The following is a 21,179-nucleotide window of genomic DNA, read 5'->3' as shown; positions in this document are numbered from 1 at the left end:
TCCAAAAGAGTTTTGGCAATGCATTGGAGTTCCTGTGATACTGCTCGTTAAATAACGAAGTCACGTAATAATGTCAGCAAAGCTTTGGGTACTCTGGATACCCTTCTTTTTGCAGGCATTAAGATCTTCTCAATTACTTGTGAAGACCGTTTTACAAGAAATTCATTGCTGCAATTGCAAAAGCTTCAGTTAAAAATAAGATGATACGTTATATACTGCTATATGTTCAAGTTAGTCAAGCCCACTTTTCACGGCTGTCCCATTAAAAATGTGACGTCTTTCCGAGCGTAGCGAGGAATCTCCTGCAAATTGGCACAATCTGAATTAATGCATTAATTATCATTACCTTTTAAACTCTTTTTTTACAAGGAATTTAATGATGTCATCAGAAGATGTATCTGGATTTTTATATCATTTCGACACGCTAAACAAATTTAAGGATATGAGCAATAGGCGCCTGCAGAAAAAGGCTGGCTCGCGAGACTCAACTCTTGATATGGTTTTAATGGCCGCATTTTAATGGGATCGTGCTACCTTGCAGGAGATTCCTCGCTACGCTCGGAAAGACGTCATATTTTTAATGAGACAGCCGTGGCCCACTTTTCAGATATTGCAGCAGTTGGGCTTAATCAATCAAATGAACAGAGTTAATCATCACGAATTGGGCAAACAGGTGTTAAACTTTAAATTTCCATGGCGTTGAACGTGAAATCGAACAGCGGTACATCGCTGTTTGCACGTCATGAAACACGTCAATATCAACAGCTCCTAATGTTTAAAATGGCGCGTACCAGTAAATACCATAGCAATACCGTGGTCTTCTGCGCACTTAATAATCTGAGCATCTCGGATGGAGCCTCCTGGCTGGATGATCGCGGCAATTCCTGCCTGTGCAGCAATCTCAATGGTATCTGAAAAAGGTATAAATGCATCTGAAGCCATAACACTGCCTTTAGTACTAAAGCCCATTTGTTGTGCTTGCCATACTCCGATTCGTGCACTCATTACCCTGCTTGTTTGTCCTCCTCCAATGCCAATGGTCGCTCCGTCTTTGGCATACACTATGGCGTTGGATTTGACATGTTTTGCTGCCAGCCAGGCAAACAATAAATCGTTCATTTGTTGTTCTGTAGTTTTATTGGCAGTTACTGTTTTAAGTTCACACTGAACCATTGAGATTGAATCGTGTTCCTGAACAAGCAAACCTCCATCCACTTTTTTCATGTTCAATCTGAACTCATTGTCTACCCGCCAGTCGCCTGTTGCAAGAAGGCGAATATTTTCCTTGGTTGAGAGAAGGTTCTTTGCGTCCTTACTCACTTCAGGAGCAATAATTACTTCGACAAATTGTTGATCCATAATGGCTTTGGCTGTCTCAGCATCCAGCACTCGATTAAAAGCGATTATGCCCCCATAAGCTGACAACGGGTCGCATTGAAACGCTCTTAAATAGGCCTTTAAAGAGGAATCACCCAATGCAATACCGCAGGGGTTAGCATGCTTGACTATAACGCAAATCGGTTTATCCATTGGAAATGATTTGACGCAATCAAGTGCAGCATCTGCATCGAGAATATTATTATAAGACAATTGCTTACCCTGAATCAGAGTTGCAGCTCCTAATGATCCGGGTGTAACGTTTCTATCAGCATAAAATATTGCTTGTTGATGGGGATTCTCTCCATAACGAAGTTCACTTGCTTTTTTAAATTGACAGGTAAGGACGTCGGGAAACCCGCTTGGGGTACACTGTTCATCCAAAGTCGTTAAATAATTTGTAATTGCCGCATCGTAGGCTGCAGTGTGAGCAAATGCTTTCTTGGCTAGAGTGAATCCCCACTGTGCTGGAGCTTTTTTTGCTCTTAGGAACTGTATCAGCTCAGCGTAGTCATCGGGAGAAACAATTACATAGGTATGAGCATGATTTTTGGCTGCAGCTCGAACCATGGTTGGGCCACCGATATCAATATGTTCAATCGCATTATTAAAATCGCAATCCGGCCGGCTTATGATTTGTTCAAAGGGGTATAAATTGACTATCAGCAAGTCGATGGGCTTAATATTGAGTTGTTCCAGCACCTTTTTATCCTGTTCACCTCGGGCAAGCAATCCGGCATGAATAGCTGGGTGAAGGGTTTTTACCCGGCCATCCATTATTTCGGGAAACCCGGTACAATCACTTACTTCCGTAATCGGTATGCCTTGTTCTCGTAACACTGCAGCGGTATTGCCTGTCGCAATTATTTCGATTTTTTGCTGATGTAACACTTTGGCAAGCTCTGTGATTCCTTGTTTATCAGAAACACTGATCAATGCTCTTTTGGGCTGAAATGCTGTCAGAACCTGCTGTTTGGTCATTTTAAAGTACCCTTACTGAATCTGTATTACTTGCGCGCAAAAACCAATAAAGCCCATCCATCCAGATGATTCGTTTTGGTATGGGTGAACGAATCTTTATATGATTCTATGAGTGAGTCGGCTTGTTCTGCCAAAATCCCTGATACTACCAACTCAGCTCCTTGATTGAGCAGTTGATAAAATCGGTCTTTAAGAGACATTAGTGGCGCTAATAGAATGTTCGCAATAATCAAATCGACAGGATCTTGCAGCGCTTCAGGAAAACCGATAGAGAGCTGTTGTTCAGTAATGTGATTTGTCAATGCATTATTTTGCGTGGCTTGCAAAGCTTGATTGTCTATATCAACAGCAACCACATGTTGAGCCCCAAGCTTTACGGCGGCCAATGAAAGAATGCCAGAACCACATCCATAATCGATGAGTGATTTGTTGTGAAGATCTGCTTGCTCCAGCCAGGTTAAACAAAGAGCAGTGGTTGGATGAGTGCCCGTTCCAAATGCTAAACCGGGATCCAGCATTAGATTGACTGCATCAGGGGCGGGTGGTGTCATCCAGGTGGGGCAAATCCACAAGCGGCGACCAAATTGTTGCGGCTTAAAATCATCCATCCAGGCTCGTTCCCAGTCTTTTTCGGCCAGTACTTCAATACTGCACTCCAGGAGCGGGCGACTCAGGGACAGGGCGTGTTTCGCCTCTTGAGCATGCTCTGCCTGAGCATAGAGGGCTTGAATAATCACTTCAGGCCATAATGGAGTAGTACCTGGTTCAGGTTCTAGCACAGGATTGTCATTTTTATCAGTGAGCATAATGGATAACGCTTCCATTTCTTCCAGTTCCTCACTGATTTGTTCGATTTCTTCGCTTGGACAATGTTCTATTTTTAATTGATACCACACCATATTAATCCTTCAGCATTTTTTCTAAATAGTGGATATTAGTCCCACCATCTATAAATGATTTGTCATGCAGAATACGCTGATGTAATTCAATATTGGTTTTTATCCCGTCAATGATGATTTCATCAAGAGCATTTCTCATCCTGCCGATAGCCTCTGCTCGCGATTCACCATAACTGATAAGTTTGCCTATCATGGAATCATAATTAGGGGGTACGGTATAACTGCTGTAGATGTGTGAGTCAAAACGTACTCCAGGGCCTCCAGGCTGATGCAACAATTTAATGGTTCCAGGAGATGGCATAAAGGTTTTAGGGTCTTCGGCATTTATTCTGCATTCGATAGCATGGCCTCGGAATTTGATGTCTTCTTGATTGAGGGTAAGCGGTATATCACTGGCGATTTTGATCTGTTCCTTGATTAAATCGATTCCGGTAATCATTTCAGTGACCGGATGCTCTACCTGAATACGTGTATTCATCTCAATGAAGTAAAAACAACCGTCCTGGTATAAGAATTCAAAAGTTCCTGCCCCACGGTATTGAAGATCTTTACAGGCTTTGATAACTGAGTCACCTACTTTTTTTCTTAATTCTGCTGTAATGCCAGGTGCTGGAGCCTCTTCAATAACCTTTTGGTGCCGTCTTTGCATGGAGCAATCGCGTTCACCCAAGTGAATGGCATGTCCTTTTCCATCTCCAAGTACCTGGAACTCTACATGCCTTGGATTTTCAAGGAATTTTTCCATATAGACTATGGGATTGTTAAACGCGGCTTTAGCCTCGCTTCGGGTGAGAGCTATGGCATTTAATAAATTAGACTCGCTGTGAACAACTCGCATTCCACGGCCACCGCCACCGCCTGCTGCTTTAATAATTACGGGATAACCAATGTTCCGACCTATTTCGAGATTGAGATTATCATCATCGCTCAAGGGGCCATCAGAACCCGGGACACAGGGAACGCCTGCTTTTTTCATGGCGGCAATAGCAGATACTTTATCGCCCATCAAGCGAATCGTATCGCCTCTTGGTCCAATAAATCGAAAACCGCTTTGTTCTACTATATCGGCAAAATCAGCATTTTCAGATAGAAAACCATATCCCGGATGAATAGCTACCGCATCAGTAATTTCAGCAGCAGAGATTATGGCAGGGATGTTCAGATAACTTTTTTGTGCAGGAGCAGGGCCGATACAAACGGTTTCATCAGCAAGGCGGACATGCAACAAATCTTTATCAACGTCTGAATGTACCGCGACAGTTTGAATGCCAAGCTCTTTACAAGCACGTAATATACGAAGTGCAATTTCACCTCTATTCGCAATAACTATTTTACTGAGCATAGACACTTCTCACTATTCTATAATAAACAAGGCCTGATCGTATTCAACGGGTTCCCCGTTTTTCACTAATATTTCTACGATTTTACCTGCTCGATCTGCTTCAATTTCATTGAACATTTTCATGGCTTCAACGATACATAAAGTATCACCGACTTTGACGGATTGGCCCAAAGTTACAAAAGGGGGCGTTTCTGGTGATGGAGAGGTGTACATGGTTCCTACCATAGGTGAGCGAATCTTATGCCCTGATGAGACCGGTGCTGCAGATTTGCTTTCATGATGATGTGCTGATGGGGCTGTTGGAGCTTGGGCAGGTGCATTCTGTTGCTGCACAGGAGGTGCAACATAGTGAACCTGGGGAGACTCCATGGTCACACTGCTGTGGCGACTGAGTCTTAATGATTCCTCACCCTCTTTAATTTCAATTTCCGAAATGCCTGTTTCTTCCAGCAATTCGATTAATTTTCTGATTTTGCGTATATCCATTATTTGATCTCTCTACTGTAATTCTTGAATAATTGCTTTTAATGCTAATAAATAACCTTGCGCCCCAAGACCGCTGATAATACCTACTGCTATATCAGAAAAATAGGAATGATGACGAAAGGTTTCACGAGTGTAAATATTGCTGATGTGAACTTCTATAAACGGTATGGCAACCGCACTAAGCGCATCGCGTAATGCCACACTGGTATGGGTAAATGCTGCAGGATTTATAATTATATAGTTAATTTTGTCACTGCTTGCCTGATGAATTGCATCAATCAATGCACCTTCGGTATTGCTTTGGTAGCAAGTTAACTGAATGCCTGCATTGTTTGCTTCATTGAGCAAATCAGCATTGATTTGACTTAATGAAGTAGCACCGTAAATCGATGGTTCTCGAGTACCTAAAAGGTTTAGGTTGGGGCCATGTAGAACAAGAATTTTTTTCATTAGACTTCAGTCTAGTCCGAGTTTGGCAGATTTTGCCCTATCTTGGAGAATTTGTCTATATATCTTCGAGGATATCGGCAAGATCTCCGCATGTTAGCTTCAATATTAAAAGTAGGGTAGTTACTGCAAATGAACTCTCCTGGTTATTGGATTTATATGAGTTAAGTATTTACGAGGTGTCCTGTTGCCTGGTTTATGTTATTGTTTTTTCATAGACTTATATTTGAGATAACTTTATGGTTAAGACTTATATAACAGACGTTACTCTTCGTGATGCCCATCAATGTTTGATTGCTACACGGATGCGTACTGAGGATATGTTGCCTGTTTGCCGCAAGATGGATCAGGTTGGTTATTGGGCTATGGAAGTATGGGGTGGGGCAACTTTTGATTCGTGTTTGCGCTTTTTAAAGGAAGATCCATGGGAGCGTTTGCGTTTACTGCGTAATGCTCTACCCAATACACAATTATCCATGCTATTGAGAGGTCAAAATTTGTTGGGTTATCGCCATTATGCTGATGATGTGGTTAAGGCGTTTATCCAATCTGCTGCACATAACGGTGTTGATGTCTTTCGTATTTTTGATGCGCTTAATGATCCTCGAAATTTAAGAGTTGCAATTGATGAAGTTAAATTGCTGAAGAAGCATGCGCAGGGAACTATTTGTTATACCACCAGCCCTGTCCATACGCTCAAAAATTTTGTTGATCTGGGGCGATCACTTGCAGAAATGGGCTGTGACAGCATTGCCATAAAGGATATGGCGGGTTTGTTGACCCCATCCGCAACAGTAGAGCTATTTAATGCTTTATCGGAAACGACCCATTTGCCTGTGCATTTGCACAGTCATGCAACCTCTGGATTGGCTACGACCTGTCATTATGAAGCGGTAGTAGCAGGATGTCATCATATTGATACCGCCATTTCTTCCTTTTCCGGAGGAGCATCTCATCCTCCTACAGAAGCACTGGTTGCAGCATTTGCAGGAACTGAGTATGACACTGGACTTGATCTGAATCTTTTATTGGAAATTGATGATTATTTTAAGAAAGTTCGCAAAAAATATGCTCAGTTTGAAAGCGAAGCCAGAGATATCGATCCTCGCGTTCAACTCTATCAGGTTCCAGGTGGTATGATCTCCAATTTATACAGTCAGCTTAAAGAACAAAATGCGCTGGATAAAATTGATGCGGTTCATTTGGAAATCCCGAAAGTACGTAAGGACTTGGGGTATCCCCCTTTGGTAACACCAACTTCTCAGGTCGTTGGAACCCAGGCCGTCATTAATGTTCTCACTGGGGAACGCTATAAAACGATTACCAATGAGGTGAAATTGTATTGTCAGGGTAAATACGGCATGGCTCCTGGAAAAATTAGTCCAGCCTTACGCAAAAAAGCCATTGGGAATACTGATGTTATTGATGTGCGGCCTGCTGACCTGCTGCCTAATGAATTAGTTCAATTACGCAAAGAAATTGCTGAACTGGCACTAAGTGATGAAGACGTATTGATTTACGCCATGTTCCCAGAGATTGGTCGTCAATTTTTGGAACAACGTAAAAATAATGTGTTAGTTCCGGAGCCTTTATTACCTGAATCAGGTTCTACAGACAAAAAAGCATTATCTGAATTTGATATCGCCTTTCATGGTGAAAGTTATCATGTAAAGGTTGCTGGGTTTGGAACAGCAGAACAGGGGCAACAATCCTGCTTTTTATGGGTTGATGGAGTTCCTGAAGAAGTTGTTGTTCAACGCGCTGAGTTTGAGGACATCGCTATCCCATCGGCTAAAACCCGATTAGGCCCAAATGACATCACTGTAGCCATCCCTGGTACCATTGTTGCGGTACACGTCAGCGCAGGCGATCTGGTGAAACGTGGACAACCCGTATTGGTAATTGAAGCAATGAAAATGGAAACCGAGATTCAAGCTACTCGGGATGGGGAGATTTTGGAAGTATTATGTTATAAGGGTGATAAAGTGACGCCCGAGCAGGTTCTTATAAAAATGAAATGAATCAGGATGATTTGTTATAACGCAAGCACTCTGTCTTTGAAGAATGCGGCAGCATTTCATTTTATTCGTTCTTCAAATCCCCGCCAAACTGTATACAAATCGTCTTGTATGCTTTAATTTTGAATTATTTTGTCACCCCATAAATATTAATTTCCAAAATGTTAAAACTATGCTAGCTTTGAAGCGTTTGGAGAGATGTTTTTACATTTTGAAAAAAACTAAGTTGGCTTATTGCCTGTTGTAATTAAAATATTAGTGTTTTATTTCAATAAGTTAATTAAAGCAGGCTTGTATTGAATGAGCCTAATAACTCATTCGGTATAAGTCAATTTTGGATCATCCTTGATTTGGAAGTTTTAACGAAGCACAAGCTTCCAAAGTATCCTGTTTCAGCGGTACTTTGGCGATATAACTGAAAAATTATGGGGTTATATAACAACATGGGCGCTCCAGGAAGAGTTGTCACATGCGAATCAAGTTTAAGGAGTTAGAATCAATGCACCCAAATTATTATCTGTCACCTCTGGCTGTTGCTTTAGCTTTAGGTATTGCTTCACCAGTAAAAGCAGCAGAACCTATGCCTCTGCAAAAATCTTCTATTGCTGAGCTTAAGCAAAAATTTCAATTATCCACGCCTGGTGCTTTAAAAGGCTCTGCGGTTGCTACTGATAGTTTACAATTTATAAAACAACATACAGATAACAATAAAGTTACTCACGTTCGCATGCAACAACACTATGCTGGTTTCCCTGTTTTTGGTGGTTACGCCATTATGCACAGCACTCATTCAGCCAAGATGTTAGCCACTGCTAAAGCGGATGTTCAAATGAATGGCGTGGTTTATCAAGGTTTGCAGGCGGAACTCGGTCAGCCAAAAGATTCTTTTGTTAAAAACTCTAAAGCAGCATTACTCCAATTCAAAAATAAATACGCTAATAAGCGGGTAAGCGAAGAACACGTTACCCCTATGGTTTATATTGACGACAAACATAATGCACACTGGGCTTATAAGGTGAGTGTGTTTGTAAGTCATGACGATAGAATTCCTGAGCGTCCAACAGCAATTCTTGATGCTGAAACCAACAAGCCTTTTGTTCAATGGGATGATGTTAAGACTGAAATGTCTTCTGTGAGCGGAATTGGCTTTGGTGGTAATCGTAAAATTGGTGAGTACCAGTTTGGTAAAGATTTGCCTTTATTAGAAATAAGCCGTGATAACACTGTTGAAATGTGTTTTATGGAAAATACCAATGTTAAAGTAGTGGACATGGGCCATAAATACTACTCAACCAACAAACCAATGCAGTTCTCCTGCAAATCCGCTCCATCCGACCAATCCAATATTTTTTATACCGGATATTCAGCAGATGGCTACGATAGAGATAATGGTGCTGCTTCTCCAACAAATGATGCTTTATATGCAGGATATGTAATCAAGCACATGTATCATGATTGGTATGGTATTGAAGCATTAACCAAATCAGATGGTTCTCCAATGCAATTGGTTATGCGGGTTCATTACGGTTATGGCTATGAAAATGCCTACTGGGATGGAAAACAAATGACCTTTGGTGATGGTGATACGATGATGTACCCATTGGTTTCACTTGGCGTCGGTGCGCATGAAATCAGTCATGGTTTTACTGAACAACATTCTGGATTGGAATATTTCGGTCAGTCAGGCGGTATGAACGAGGCCTTTTCTGATATGGCAGCTCAGGCAGCAGAATACTATTCTGTAGGTAAGAGCAGCTGGCAAATTGGCCCTGAAATCATGAAAGAAGACAGTGGTTATGATGCATTACGCTATATGGACAAACCAAGTCGTGATGGTCGGTCTATTGACGTTGCTGATGATTATTATGGTGGTCTGGACGTGCATTACTCCAGCGGTGTGTTTAATCACTTGTTCTACATACTGGCCAATCAACCTGAATGGAATATTCGTAAAGCTTTTGACGTGATGGTAAAAGCAAATATGGATTATTGGACACCTTATTCAACATTCGATGAAGGTGGTTGTGGTATGTTAAGTGCAGCCAAAGACCTTGGTTACAATTTAGATGATATTAAAAAATCATTGAGTGAAGTGACAATCAACTATCAATCATGCTTTACTGAAGTTAATTAATTACTCCATTCTATAAAATTCAGCCAGAAGCGTTCCTACGGCTTCTGGCTTTTCCATATGTATATGATGTCCTCCATCCAGATGCTCAATTTTTAAATGTTTAACTGCCTTAATTCGTTTCTGCATCTGAGCTGAATCAAACGAAAATCCTTTGCTTGCCCAAATTAAGCAGGTCTTTACCTTGATGTTTTTCAGGCAGGAAAGAATTTGTTGTTCCGTCATGCGTAGCGGCGAGGGATCCAATAATCGTCGGTCATGTCGCCAATAATAAATTCCCTTATCTTCTTTTACCCCACGCTCACATAGAGATTTTGCTATATCTAATGACACGTAGCCCTTTAGAGCTCGTGCCAATGCGGCTCTATCAAATTCTGGATACCCCTTTATTTTTTTTGTTTCTTTTTGAGTAAGAGATTCCAGATATTTCGATAATTGCTTGCATGCAGATTCTTCAGGTGAAGAAAAAGGGCCTAATCCCTCAATCAAGCTTAATGATAAGAACCGATCAGGAGCCACACCAGCAACGAGACTTCCAAGGCATGCGCCCATTGAGTGACCTAATAAATGAACTTTATTCAGATTTAGAGAGTCCAGGATCTGAATTATCGTGAAGATTCCATCAATAAAATGGTAATTGCTGCTTATGGGAAGGTGAGACGAATGCCCATGACCAGGAAGATCGACTGCAATAAAATAATAATCATGATGAAGGTATTGCGCCAACTTATCGAAGCTATTGGCATTATCCAACCAACCATGAAGCGCAATAACTGGTGGATTTTCAGGATTCCCCCAGACTTTACACGCTATAGTTAATCCTGGGATGCTGAGTTCAAGTGAGTTCATGTGCCATCTTAATTGTTTATTTTATTTATAGCATATAACCTCATGGGTAGTGATGTAAATCCAGCCATTTCTCTACAGTAAATGGTACTAATACTTTATTCTGAGCGCTATAATTGTAAGAACACGTTATTTTTATTGTCAGGTTGATGTTATGCTTGGATTATAAACCTAAGGGTATAGCTAAAATGCAACAAGGTGAAACCGACATTTCGCTGATAACTTACAATATTCATAAGGGGTTTGGAGTTGGTGCCGTACGTTTTTTGCTTCCGGAAATGAGGGAGGCGATTACAGGCTTAAATCCAGATTTTGTTTTTTTGCAAGAGGTTCAGGGAAAACATCGACGACGCGAAAGGCGAATTAATTCCTGGCCTGATACCCCTCAATTTGAATACATCGCTGAAAACATATGGCCTCACTATATTTATGCAAAAAATGCAGTATATCAATCAGGTCATCATGGAAATGCCATTTTAAGTAAATATCCTTTTGAGCGCTTTGAAAGTATTAACCTTTCAACCATCAATAGAGCCTCCAGAGGGATATTGCATACTCAATTGAATATTGGAAGTGTTACGCTTCATTTATTGTGTATTCATTTAGGGTTATTTAAAGCAGAGCGTGCTGAACAATGTAAGGCCTTGATGCAGCGTATTGAGGATATGGTTCCCCACGATGAGCCATTATTGATGGCAGGGGACTTTAATGATTGGCGTACGATCATTTCTAAAACATTGGCTGAGGATTTAGGCATAGAGGAGGCTTTTGTGACAGTAGAAGGGCAGCATGCTCGTTCCTTTCCAGCCATTAAGCCCGCATTATGTGTTGATCGAGTGTATTTTAGGGGCATGAAAGTAAAAGAAGTTGCCTGTTTGCAGGGGAAGCCCTGGCGGATGTTGTCTGATCATTTGCCACTTTATGCGCGTTTTGAGTTACTTTCAAAATCCTGATACCGCTTTTGTTGTGTTTTAAAGGTAGTTTGGGCGTCTCGCCCAAACTACCTTGAGTGAGTTTACTCCATATCGCTTTGATACTCTCCGAGGCACGCCATGCTGTTCAAACGGGCTCTTTTGAGTAATGCTTCCTGAGCAGTGGCTGTATTTTCCTTTTTTCCAGCCCACGCCTTCAAACAATCCTCCTGTAAGGCTCTACCAAAAGAAAAGCTCAATAACCAAGGTTGATGGCCAATGGTATTCATTGCATTTAAGTTCGCTGTTGCCTGTTGGGGAGTCTGGCCGCCAGATAAGAAGTTAATGGTTGGCACAGATGCTGGAACATTATTGCGAAATACATTGATTGTAAAATCGGCTACTTCATCGGGATCACTAAATGGTTTTGTTTCTTTACCACAAGTAACCATACTGGGTTTTAAAATAATAAGTTCTAATTCAACCTGATGGATGAATAATGCATGGAATAATTCATGTAATACCATCTCACACACTTCTGCGCAATGCTCAATGCTGTGATTTCCGTCCATTAATACTTCAGGTTCAACTATTGGAACGATACCCACGGCTTGACAGGCTGCTGCGTAACGAGCGAGATTTTCAGCACCGGATTTTATCGCGGTTAAACTGGGTGTATGCTCGGATATGGTATAAACATTTCGCCACTTGGCAAATTTGGCGCCCAAGGCTTTGTATTCAACCAATCGATCGGTTAAACCATCCAGACCTTGTGTCACTTTTTCTTGTTCCGTGTTTGGCAAATCAACCAGTCCTTTATCTACCTTAATTCCGGGAACTATTCCTTTTTGGGCAAATAACTCGGCTATAGGAGTACCTGCATCATCCTTTTGATGAAAGGTCTCTTCAAACAGGATTACTCCATTGATGTATTGTTCCAAATCAGGAGTCGTCGCCAGCAACAAACGATAATCTCTACGGTTTTGTTCGGTATTCTCTGTGTTAATTGAAGCAAAACGTTTCCCTATAGTACTGTTACTCTCATCAGCAGCTAATATACCTTTACCATCCTGTAGCATTTGTTCCATCGTATTGGACAGTTCTTCATAATTCATAATGTATTATTCTCCTCGATTACGGATTGTTGCCATTTCTTTTGATTGGAAATGGCATTAAGACATAGCATTTTAGCGTGAAATGTATTTCTCACGGATAATGTGCTGCATTGCAAAACCATGATCTTTTAAATAATTAAAAGCATCATCGATCATACCTGGATTTCCACATAAATAAACAACATCCTGAGCTGGATTTAAATTAAGTTCGGGAAATGCATGTTGCACATAACCCTTAAATTCATTCTCTTGTAGCTCATGTTGCTCTATGCGACTTAAATAGGGTCTAAAAGTTGCTTGAGGATAGGACTTGGCAAAATTGCGAAATTCATCGGCATAAAGTATTTCCTCTCTTCGTTGAACACCTTGCAAGATAACGACTTGCAGATTCGGGTTATTGTCCAGACGTTGACTTAACTCTTTAAGCATGGCCCGGTATGGAGTAGTTCCAGTGCTGGTTGCTACTAAAATGTATCGACCAGGCAGTTCGTCTTTAAATATAAGCCGGCCAAAAGGGCCATTTATATTGATGGTGTCACCTTTTTTTAAATTAAATAATAATTCAGTGCCAGGACCTCCTTCAAAATATCCGGCTGCAAATTCAATACGGTTATCCTGTCCAGGGGCGTTAGCAATACTGTAACTGCGTTTTAAATTTTTACCATCGCGCTCAAAGTGAATCGTAATAAACTGACCCGGTAAGTAAGAAAAGGGCGGGGTTAAATCACATTTAAAAATAAAATGTTTTACTTTAGGAGAAATCATAAATGATTCCTCAAGGGTAATAGGAAATGTAGTTACTTGCATGACGTGTATCAACTTTTAATATAAAGTGCTTAATATAGGGGAAAAATTATGCATTGCAAGAGCTAAGAACATATAATTAACATATGACTACAGTAGATTTAATTACAATATTGGGCAATTTTAGCCAATCTCTCTATCCTGTGCAGCGATTAATCACCGGGGGAGCTTATCTATTGGGTATTTTATTTGTAATGAAAGCAATTGGAAAATTTAAAAAAATTGGCGATCACAGGGCCCAATCTTCCTCTCAGGAAAAAATGTATACTCCCTTGATGTATCTGGCTTTTGGAGCCGCTTTAATCTACATTCCTACAGTCATTCATACTATGGCCAATACGGCTTTCGGGGTTGGTAATGTATTAACCTATTCTCCGCCTCCGACCCCCAATATTTACAGCTCAATGGGTTTGATCATTCGTACTGCAGGGGTAATATGGTTTATCAGAGGTTGTGTACTGATAATTCATGCCAGCGAGCCAGGGACTCAGGAAGGGCCAAAAGGATTGGCTTTTATTATTGCAGGAATATTTGCCATGAACTTTGATAATACCATTGCCATGATCAATTATTTATTGGAAAAATTTCTTACCTGGACTTTAGCGCTAAAAGCCAGCCAAGGCTATTAGATCCGGGTTCTCTATTCATCTCATCTGGCTTAAATAGCGTAATTTATCGGTTGCCCTGTATAGAGGATTACTCTTCTTCTCCACAGATCTTCAGGTTATTTGCTTTGGCAAAATCCATGATCGATTGATATACCTGAGGGCTTGATTCTTTTAATTTGGGATCAAGTAAAACGCAATTATACCCTTCGCTGTTTACGCTGGGCTGTAAGAGTGGTGAATAATAGATACGACTGTTTTTAAAGCTCGCCATTGACCCGCTCATCCGTTCAGCCCAGTCACGCGGACGAAATGTTTTTCCTTGGGAGGTCACTCCTTCAATAATAATAGTTTTCTTTTTTCGATCGGCCATAAATCTATGCATTATAAATACAGTATGTTAAGTATAACATCATCGCGTTCATGGCGCGTGAAAATTTATCAATTTTGTCGTATTTTATTTTCATTAACGGCTTAAAAATGGTTTTCAATAGTAGTTTTTGCTCCATTTATGATAGCATGTCCATGATTTTGATATTAATGAGGTTTGATTGCGAATGAAAAAAGAACATCATTCTGGGATTTATTTGTTGCCAAATATATTAACCACTGCCAGTTTATTTGCAGCATTTTATTCTCTGGTCTCCTCAATGAAGGGGCAATATGAAGCGGCGGTTATTGCGATGTTTGTTGGAATGATAGCTGATGGCCTTGATGGACGCATCGCACGTCTTACGAATACCCAAACAGAGTTTGGGGCGCAATACGACAGTTTATCTGATATGGTGACCTTCGGTGTGGCGCCTTCTTTGCTGCTTTATAATTTAACTTTGAGCCAGCTTGGCAAGTTTGGGTGGCTTGTTGCTTTTGTATACACTGCTGCTGTCGCATTACGCCTCGCTCGGTTTAACACTCAGCTGGAAACGGCAGACAAGCGTTATTTTCAGGGACTTCCCTGTCCTCCTGCCGCAGCAGTGATGGCTTCTTTTGCCTGGATTTGTTTTCAAAATGAGTGGCAGAATTTATTCATCTCCATTTTAACTGCTGTATTTGCTCTATCTGCTTCTGTGCTTATGGTGAGTAACTTGCGATATTACAGTTTTAAAGAAGTGGATTTTAAGGGTAAAGTTCCATTTTTATATGTATTGGTTTTGGTTATCCTTTTTGTAGCTATTGCTTTGAATCCGTCCATAGTGTTGTTCGGAGGTTTTATTATTTATGCTTTATCAGGACCTGTCTTAACTTTAATATACGTACAAAAAAAGAGAAAGCAACGACGAGAGGGTAGTAAATAACTGGCCAGCAGTGGTCCAGTTATTCGCCTTCGCCAAAATAGTTATTGATTAGCTGGACTAAAGCATCATTCATGGCGGACTCATCAGGTCCGTCTATTTCAAGTGTTAACTCACTGCCTTTATTGGCGGCGAGCATCATCACACCCATTATGCTTTTTCCATTAACGGTTTGCGAATCTTTGGTTACATCAATATGGCTTTGAAATCTTGCCGCAGTTGAGACAAATTTCGCAGAAGCCCTGGCGTGTAAACCCAATTTATTAATAATGGTAATTTTAGTCTTTATCATAGCGTCTACAATGTATCATGACTCAGGCGTCAGGTATAGATTAGACTCATTAAAAACACAGTTCTCAGGAAGAAACAGGTGATATTTGCATGTTTGAAGTGAAACAGGCACATCATCGCTTCTCTAAATTGCGATGATGTGCCTTGGGAATATTAAAACTTACTCTCTATGATCTCTAAGACCCAGTATTTTTTCTTTGTGTTTCACCAGTTGTCGATTCAATTTGTCAACAAGAGTATCAATTGCTGCGTACATGTCTTCAGATTCAGAACTTGCATGCACTTCACCTTTTGTTACTAAAATAGTGGCTTCTGCAATTTGTCTCAGTTTTTCGACATCAAATACTACATTGATTGCAGTGATGTGTTCAAAATGACGCTCAAGCCGTTCAAATTTTTCTTCGGTGAATGCTCTGAGTGCAGGAGTAACATCCAATCGATGTCCAGTGATGTTGATTTGCATAAGGCTCTCCTTCAGTTGAATAATTAATTAACTACGAATTACTTTTCGTTCATTAGATGGGGCTATCCCCATGGCTTCGCGATATTTTGCAACAGTCCTTCTTGCGACTTGAATGCCTTGCTCAGCAATTAATTCAGCGATTTTACTATCACTTAACGGTTTTTTCCTATTCTCTGCCAAAATTAATTTTTTAATGATGGCACGTATTGCTGTTGAAGAACACTCTCCTCCAGCATCGGTGTTTACATGGCTGGAGAAAAAGTACTTGAGTTCGAACACGCCTCGGGGGGTATGCATAAATTTTTGAGTTGTCACTCGGGATATTGTTGATTCATGCATATCCAGGGCTGCCGCTACATCATTCAGGATTAGAGGCTTCATCGCCTCGTCACCAAACTCCAGAAATCCTTTTTGGTACTCTACGATACAGGTAGCAACTTTGAGCAGAGTTTCCTGACGGCTTTGGATGCTTTTTAAAAACCAGCGGGCTTCTTGTAAATTATTTTTTAAATATTGGTTATCACTACTGTTATCCGCTCTTTGAATTAATGCGGCATATTGATTATTGATACTCAAATGAGGCAAAACGGTTTGATTGAGAATAACCTTCCACTGGTTGTCTGCTTTTTTGACTATCAAGTCGGGAATAATGTATTCAGTAATATCCTGATGGATTAAATTGCCAGGTTTAGGATTCAATCTGTGGATAATCTGTAGAATTTCATCAATAATTTTTTCATTGATTTGATATTTTTTCATCAATTGTCTGTAATTATGCTGGCCAAGCAGATCGATGTCTTCCAGCAGAATTTTTTTCGCAATTGTTAAATAGCCTGTATCTAATGGCAGTTGTTCCAGTTGAATCAATAGTGTTTCTGACAAACCGGTTGAGGCGCAACCCACGGGATCAAAAAGTTGAATTCTGTGTCTCACCGCTTCAATTTCATCCAGATCCAGAGGAAAATCGTCACTATTCAAGCTTGCATGGATGTCATTAATGGACATAGAGAGGAACCCGTCGTCATTAATCGCATCAATGATGGTTGTTGCTATCACTCGGTCAATATCGCTCATAGGCGAGAGGTCAAGTTGCCAGCGCAAATGATCCTGTAAATTGGTTGTAGTACAATGCAAGTTGTCAAAATTATAATCGTTGTCATCAAAATTATTGCGTTTGCTTAAATTGTTATAGAGTTGAGACCATTGAAAATCAGTAAATTCATCATTATTTTGTTGTTCAGAAGCATTTTGGCGAGGTTCTTCCTTTTCTTCAACAGGAGTTGCTTCCAACATGGGATTTGATTCAACGACCAGTTGAATTTCCTGTTGTAAATCTATTGTTGATAATTGTAACAGTCTTATTGCTTGCTGTAGCTGTGGTGTTAGCGTGAGATGTTGGCCAATACTAAGTTGTAATGACGGTTTCATGCAAATCCTCTTTGTTTTCACTGCTATTAACTATCAGTTTAAACGATCCGTAAGGATTATCCAGTGTTTGCCGTGCTTAATTTGAAGATTACCAGGCTTAATTATTTGATTTCATTAACTAAATGAACAGATTAATAATTAAATGTTACAGATTGGATTTATTTTAATTAATGAAGAAAGAAGAGTGCCCCATAAGATATGGGGCTAAAGCAATTATTTTACTTTTTTCTCTTTAAAGAGCACGTGCTTGCGTACTTTAGGATCGTACATCATCAGTTCCATCTTTTCAGGATGGTTACGTGGATTCTTCGTTGTTGTTTTATAGTATCCAGTTCCTGCTGTGGATTCCATTTTGACTTTTACAGTAACAGCTGCCATGGCTTATCCCCTTGAGTTATACTTTCTCGCCTTTAGCTCTGATTTGATCCAGAACTGCTTTAATACCTAATTTGTCAATAATACGCATACCTTTAGTACTCAGTTTTAATGAGACAAATCGATTTTCTTCTTCAACCCAGAACTTGTGGTTCTGTATGTTGGGCAGAAAGCGTCTTTTAGTTTTATTGTTAGCGTGCGACACTTTGTTACCAGTCATGGGTCGCTTGCCAGTTACCTGACATACTCTAGACATTCTGTTACTCCAAATAGGTTCTATATTGTGTTCGTCTTTGTAAAATTCGGGGCTTTCGTTAAACAAAATAGCCGGATGTGAAATACAAGAGCGGTTTTATAACAAAAAAACTCCAATATTGCAATAATTTTTACTTCACTCTGCTAATTAAAACCCAATATTTGGGACAATCAGCAGGGAACGCTTAAATCGTTTAAACCGATTCTTTTTATTTTTACTCAATAGAGTGTAGCGAATCATAACGTAAAATGAGCTATTGCTTCTTTTAATTTATCAAAAAAACGTTGAATGAGGAAGCTTGGTAGAAGTTTTAAACAAAATCAGTATAATTCGATGCTTTTGAATTGAGTTTTAACGATGCATCGTAAGATTAAAAGTTATGTTCTGCGTGCAGGACGAGTGAGTAATCGCCAGCAGCAAGGATTGGATTTGTGGCTTAAAGAATTTGAGATACCTATGGGTAACGACCCCCTGGATTTATCAAAAGAATTCAATCGTACTGCGGATACCGTTGTCGAGATAGGCTTTGGCATGGGTACATCGTTATTAACTATGGCAAAATCCAATCCTCAAATAAATTATTTAGGTATCGAGGTTCATAAAGCAGGTGTAGGCAGTCTGGTAGCTGATTTGCATGATCATCAGTTGTCTAACGTTCGAATTATGGCTCATGATGCTGTAGAGGTATTCCAAACTCAACTAGCAGATGATTCTCTGGAAGGAGTACAAATTTTTTTCCCAGACCCCTGGCACAAAAAGCGCCATCATAAGCGACGTTTGATTCAACCCGAGTTTATTCGGCTGTTAGCTCAGAAAATCAGGAAAGGAGGGTTCATACACTGCGCCACCGATTGGATGGAGTACGCTGAGCATATGCTTGAAGTGTTAACTGCAGAACCGGCATTAAAAAATCAGCAAGACAACGGTGGATATTCGCCAAAACCTGATTCGCGGCCACTTACAAAATTTGAATTACGAGGTGAGCGTTTGGGACATGGAGTGTGGGATTTGATTTTTATTAAACAATAGGGATGTTACTTGTTTGGAAAACTATTACTTATCAGTGGTTTCACTGTATCTTTGGCTGTAAATGCCGCATCTGAAATGCCCTTGCTGGCACATCTTACTGAAATGGCAGGGGCCTCGGGCTTTGAAAAGCCGATACGACAGGAGATGGAAAAAAATTGGCAACCTTTATTAGCTGATTTCTTTACAGCTTGAAGTGGAGCCTGGATATGGTGAGGATGGTGCAAAAATTCAAGCGTCGGGTTCGGGTGTTCCCGTTGTAAACATCGGCATTCCTATTCGTTACGCACATCAACACGCCGGTGTTTTTGATAAACGAGATTATGATAATGCAGTCAAGCTGATGACGCTGATCGCCGAGCATTTAAATCAGGATGTTGTAGACAAAATTAAAAAGAGTTGATATTTGTTCTGATAGAACTCAAATACGCACAATATAGAAGCAACCGGACATTTTAATACTCAAGGTTCTGTGCCTGTTTTGTAAGCCCCGTTTGAACTTCAATTATCCATTGTGTAATATCGATGTTCGAGCGGTGAATCATTAGAAGCGCTATAGAGAGGGATGTACGATATGGATTTTAGAGATGAAATGAACAGAGTAATTGGATTGAGCCTGGAGGAGTTTAGAGCTTATATCCTTCGCAAATTACAACAGGATAAGAATTATCTTGAACGGCTTTTTTGGTTGCCCAATGGCTCACAAATGACTGTTTTAAATTATTTGATTGAACAGCATCAAGAAACGGTGCACGATCCTGAAGCAGCAGAACCTCCAATACAACTGATCGATAAAATCGATGTGATTCTGGAGTTATCCAGTAATGTGAATGTTGGTGAACCCATACACCAGGCTATAGCTTCAGGAAAAACTCTATTGGCGCTCCATTTGTTGCAAGCTGATAAAATGAATTGTTCACTGGTCGAATACATTACTATCAATGTAATCAGTGCGCTTAATGCCTTGAGAGAAAAGGCCAAAGAATTGGCCTCAGAGTTACAATCATTTTTGTTTGATGTGAATAAACGGGATAATGAAGGTCATACGCTGCTTTCATTGGCAATAGATACCAAAAATCCAGAATTACTTATCCATATTCTGGTCAAAGAACCTAATATTCATGCGGTAACCAACAGGTCAAATGCTCAGGCAAAATTTCAACCGCTTCATCAGGCTGTTGTTTTAGATTATGCCGATGGAGTTCGATTATTAGCTCATGAAGGAGCGAACCTCTCAAATCCTATGGGAGTTATGAAAGATACCCCTGTTTTGTTAGCTTCCCGTTTGGGTAAAATTAATGCATTGGAAGCATTAATGGAGTTTCCAGTAGAGAAACTCAATCTTAACGCAGAAAATAATCATTATTTTGAAGATAAAAAAACAGGTCATACTGCTATTGAAGAGTTGTGCGTGCGTATTGCAAAGAATGAAGGGAAGGGAGATGCTCTTCGAGGGGTCGCTGTTTTATTATGTCATGGCGCTGAACCTCCTCGCAATGAAAGCATGCGTACTTTATTACGTAATAATCGAGTGACTTTATTAAAGGCTGTTCACCGTTATCTGGAAGACAAGCCTGACCTGGTCGATCCCTTTGTCAATCGATGCCATCTTACAGAAAGTGCACTACATTATATTGTTTACGCCGATCACTCCTGGGGGAGTTCGATTCGTCATCTTCTCGGTAGCCCCTGTTCCGCAGCCTTTTTGGTTGAAGAGCTGGTGATTAGAAAATACAGTAATACCTTAGTCGCTCAGGGCTCACATGAGCCATTACAAACTGCTGCAAGCGCTAATTTGTCTACAGAACATGATCCTCTAAAATTGTATGCTGACTTCGTGAGACGCTATAAACTGGCTTATGAAAACCAACTGCTACCCAATTGTTGGAGCACTATGCGATGGATGATAGCAGAGGGGCGGAGTGATTGGGGGGTTGTTGAGCGTTACTCAAAAACTTATCCTAAAAGCAGGACTGGAATTATCTATAATGAAATGTTTCCAAAACTTGATATACCAGATGATTTTGATAATGAAGCGCAGGATAAACCTTTGACAAATCGAATTTGAGTGGCGTTGCCATGCCAG

At 40.3% G+C, this 21,179-nt stretch carries 23 protein-coding genes and 1 pseudogene; 10 read left to right on the top strand and 14 right to left on the bottom strand.

The window, feature by feature from the left end; all coding sequences use genetic code 11:
• The first annotated feature begins 376 nt into the window (after positions 1–376).
• Positions 377–520, top strand: coding sequence for a hypothetical protein (locus ELY21_RS15550; protein WP_158618503.1), 144 nt, complete (start codon positions 377–379; stop codon positions 518–520).
• Between the two features lie 248 nt (positions 521–768).
• On the opposite strand, the gene purH is transcribed toward ELY21_RS15550, so the two are convergent.
• Genes purH through aroQ form a run of 5 tightly spaced genes read right to left on the bottom strand, consistent with a single transcriptional unit; the run spans position 769 to position 5,535 of the window.
• Positions 769–2,358, bottom strand: a complete 1,590-nt coding sequence (gene purH, locus ELY21_RS03100) for a bifunctional phosphoribosylaminoimidazolecarboxamide formyltransferase/IMP cyclohydrolase (RefSeq protein ID WP_127106778.1) — start codon at positions 2,356–2,358, stop codon at positions 769–771.
• Between the two features lie 26 nt (positions 2,359–2,384).
• Positions 2,385–3,254, bottom strand: a complete 870-nt coding sequence (prmA, locus tag ELY21_RS03095) for a 50S ribosomal protein L11 methyltransferase (RefSeq protein ID WP_127106828.1) — start codon at positions 3,252–3,254, stop codon at positions 2,385–2,387.
• A gap of 4 nt (positions 3,255–3,258) precedes the next feature.
• Positions 3,259–4,599: an acetyl-CoA carboxylase biotin carboxylase subunit gene (accC, locus tag ELY21_RS03090; RefSeq protein WP_028383667.1), complete on the bottom strand. Its 1,341-nt coding sequence runs from the start codon at positions 4,597–4,599 to the stop codon at positions 3,259–3,261.
• Between the two features lie 12 nt (positions 4,600–4,611).
• On the bottom strand, positions 4,612–5,085 hold the full coding sequence (gene accB / locus ELY21_RS03085) for an acetyl-CoA carboxylase biotin carboxyl carrier protein (protein ID WP_127106776.1): 474 nt from the start codon (positions 5,083–5,085) through the stop codon (positions 4,612–4,614).
• A gap of 12 nt (positions 5,086–5,097) precedes the next feature.
• Positions 5,098–5,535, bottom strand: coding sequence for a type II 3-dehydroquinate dehydratase (gene aroQ / locus ELY21_RS03080; RefSeq protein ID WP_127106774.1), 438 nt, complete (start codon positions 5,533–5,535; stop codon positions 5,098–5,100).
• Positions 5,536–5,771: 236 nt separating this feature from the next.
• Here aroQ and oadA point away from each other — a divergent pair, with 236 nt between their 5' ends.
• Together oadA and proA are read left to right on the top strand one after the other, a co-directional pair.
• Entirely contained in the window at positions 5,772–7,553 is a 1,782-nt protein-coding gene (gene oadA, locus ELY21_RS03075) for a sodium-extruding oxaloacetate decarboxylase subunit alpha (protein ID WP_127106772.1), read from the top strand.
• A gap of 496 nt (positions 7,554–8,049) precedes the next feature.
• Positions 8,050–9,684 (top strand): zinc metalloprotease ProA, encoded by a 1,635-nt coding sequence (gene proA / locus ELY21_RS03070; RefSeq protein WP_127106770.1) that lies wholly within the window; start codon positions 8,050–8,052, stop codon positions 9,682–9,684.
• On the opposite strand, the gene ELY21_RS03065 is transcribed toward proA, so the two are convergent.
• Positions 9,685–10,530 carry an alpha/beta fold hydrolase gene (locus tag ELY21_RS03065; RefSeq protein ID WP_127106768.1) on the bottom strand — a complete coding sequence of 282 codons (846 nt, stop codon included), beginning with the start codon at positions 10,528–10,530 and terminating at the stop codon, positions 9,685–9,687.
• Positions 10,531–10,715: 185 nt separating this feature from the next.
• Here ELY21_RS03065 and ELY21_RS03060 point away from each other — a divergent pair, with 185 nt between their 5' ends.
• Positions 10,716–11,480, top strand: coding sequence for an endonuclease/exonuclease/phosphatase family protein (locus ELY21_RS03060; protein ID WP_028383673.1), 765 nt, complete (start codon positions 10,716–10,718; stop codon positions 11,478–11,480).
• A 62-nt stretch (positions 11,481–11,542) separates the two neighbouring features.
• On the opposite strand, the gene ELY21_RS03055 is transcribed toward ELY21_RS03060, so the two are convergent.
• Positions 11,543–12,553: a class I fructose-bisphosphate aldolase gene (locus ELY21_RS03055; protein WP_127106766.1), complete on the bottom strand. Its 1,011-nt coding sequence runs from the start codon at positions 12,551–12,553 to the stop codon at positions 11,543–11,545.
• A 72-nt stretch (positions 12,554–12,625) separates the two neighbouring features.
• Positions 12,626–13,360 carry a ferredoxin--NADP reductase gene (locus ELY21_RS03050; protein WP_199741622.1) on the bottom strand — a complete coding sequence of 245 codons (735 nt, stop codon included), beginning with the start codon at positions 13,358–13,360 and terminating at the stop codon, positions 12,626–12,628.
• An 83-nt stretch (positions 13,361–13,443) separates the two neighbouring features.
• On the opposite strand from ELY21_RS03050, the gene ELY21_RS03045 reads away from it, so the two are divergent.
• Complete coding sequence (locus tag ELY21_RS03045) at positions 13,444–13,986, top strand: type IV secretion protein IcmC (RefSeq protein WP_127106762.1); 543 nt, start codon at positions 13,444–13,446, stop codon at positions 13,984–13,986.
• Positions 13,987–14,053: 67 nt separating this feature from the next.
• On the opposite strand, the gene ELY21_RS03040 is transcribed toward ELY21_RS03045, so the two are convergent.
• A complete protein-coding gene (locus ELY21_RS03040) occupies positions 14,054–14,335 on the bottom strand; it encodes a DUF3579 domain-containing protein (protein ID WP_199741621.1) in 282 nt (93 codons plus the stop codon).
• 184 nt (positions 14,336–14,519) lie between these two features.
• Here ELY21_RS03040 and pssA point away from each other — a divergent pair, with 184 nt between their 5' ends.
• A complete protein-coding gene (gene pssA / locus ELY21_RS03035) occupies positions 14,520–15,257 on the top strand; it encodes a CDP-diacylglycerol--serine O-phosphatidyltransferase (RefSeq protein WP_199741620.1) in 738 nt (245 codons plus the stop codon).
• Between the two features lie 19 nt (positions 15,258–15,276).
• Here the strand turns inward: pssA and ELY21_RS03030 are convergent, their stop codons facing one another.
• The 5 genes from ELY21_RS03030 to rpmB all read right to left on the bottom strand — a co-directional run bounded on the left by ELY21_RS03030 (position 15,277) and on the right by rpmB (position 18,067).
• A complete protein-coding gene (locus ELY21_RS03030; RefSeq protein WP_028383679.1) occupies positions 15,277–15,546 on the bottom strand; it encodes an HPr family phosphocarrier protein in 270 nt (89 codons plus the stop codon).
• A 159-nt stretch (positions 15,547–15,705) separates the two neighbouring features.
• Complete coding sequence (gene hpf, locus ELY21_RS03025; RefSeq protein ID WP_028383680.1) at positions 15,706–16,008, bottom strand: ribosome hibernation-promoting factor, HPF/YfiA family; 303 nt, start codon at positions 16,006–16,008, stop codon at positions 15,706–15,708.
• A gap of 27 nt (positions 16,009–16,035) precedes the next feature.
• Positions 16,036–17,436: an RNA polymerase factor sigma-54 gene (locus ELY21_RS03020; RefSeq protein WP_127106756.1), complete on the bottom strand. Its 1,401-nt coding sequence runs from the start codon at positions 17,434–17,436 to the stop codon at positions 16,036–16,038.
• A gap of 213 nt (positions 17,437–17,649) precedes the next feature.
• Positions 17,650–17,814 carry a 50S ribosomal protein L33 gene (rpmG, locus tag ELY21_RS03015; protein ID WP_006872450.1) on the bottom strand — a complete coding sequence of 55 codons (165 nt, stop codon included), beginning with the start codon at positions 17,812–17,814 and terminating at the stop codon, positions 17,650–17,652.
• A 16-nt stretch (positions 17,815–17,830) separates the two neighbouring features.
• Positions 17,831–18,067, bottom strand: a complete 237-nt coding sequence (gene rpmB, locus ELY21_RS03010; RefSeq protein ID WP_028383682.1) for a 50S ribosomal protein L28 — start codon at positions 18,065–18,067, stop codon at positions 17,831–17,833.
• Positions 18,068–18,424: 357 nt separating this feature from the next.
• Between rpmB and trmB the strand changes: the two genes are divergently transcribed.
• The 4 genes and pseudogenes from trmB to ankC all read left to right on the top strand — a co-directional run bounded on the left by trmB (position 18,425) and on the right by ankC (position 21,161).
• A complete protein-coding gene (gene trmB / locus ELY21_RS03005; RefSeq protein ID WP_127106754.1) occupies positions 18,425–19,096 on the top strand; it encodes a tRNA (guanosine(46)-N7)-methyltransferase TrmB in 672 nt (223 codons plus the stop codon).
• 9 nt (positions 19,097–19,105) lie between these two features.
• Positions 19,106–19,288, top strand: a complete 183-nt coding sequence (locus tag ELY21_RS03000; protein ID WP_127106752.1) for a hypothetical protein — start codon at positions 19,106–19,108, stop codon at positions 19,286–19,288.
• Positions 19,272–19,496 (top strand): annotated as a pseudogene (locus ELY21_RS02995) (M42 family peptidase); the annotation flags it as partial. The gene ELY21_RS03000 and the pseudogene ELY21_RS02995, both read left to right, overlap by 17 nt.
• Positions 19,497–19,667: 171 nt before the next feature.
• On the top strand, positions 19,668–21,161 hold the full coding sequence (gene ankC / locus ELY21_RS02990) for a Dot/Icm T4SS effector AnkC/LegA12 (RefSeq protein ID WP_127106750.1): 1,494 nt from the start codon (positions 19,668–19,670) through the stop codon (positions 21,159–21,161).
• Positions 21,162–21,179: the final 18 nt, after the last annotated feature.

Origin of the sequence: Legionella sp. km535 (assembly GCF_003990085.1) — a bacterium.
Classification (GTDB): Bacteria; Pseudomonadota; Gammaproteobacteria; order Legionellales; family Legionellaceae; genus Legionella; species Legionella moravica.
This window is presented reverse-complemented; position numbering and strand designations above follow the sequence as displayed.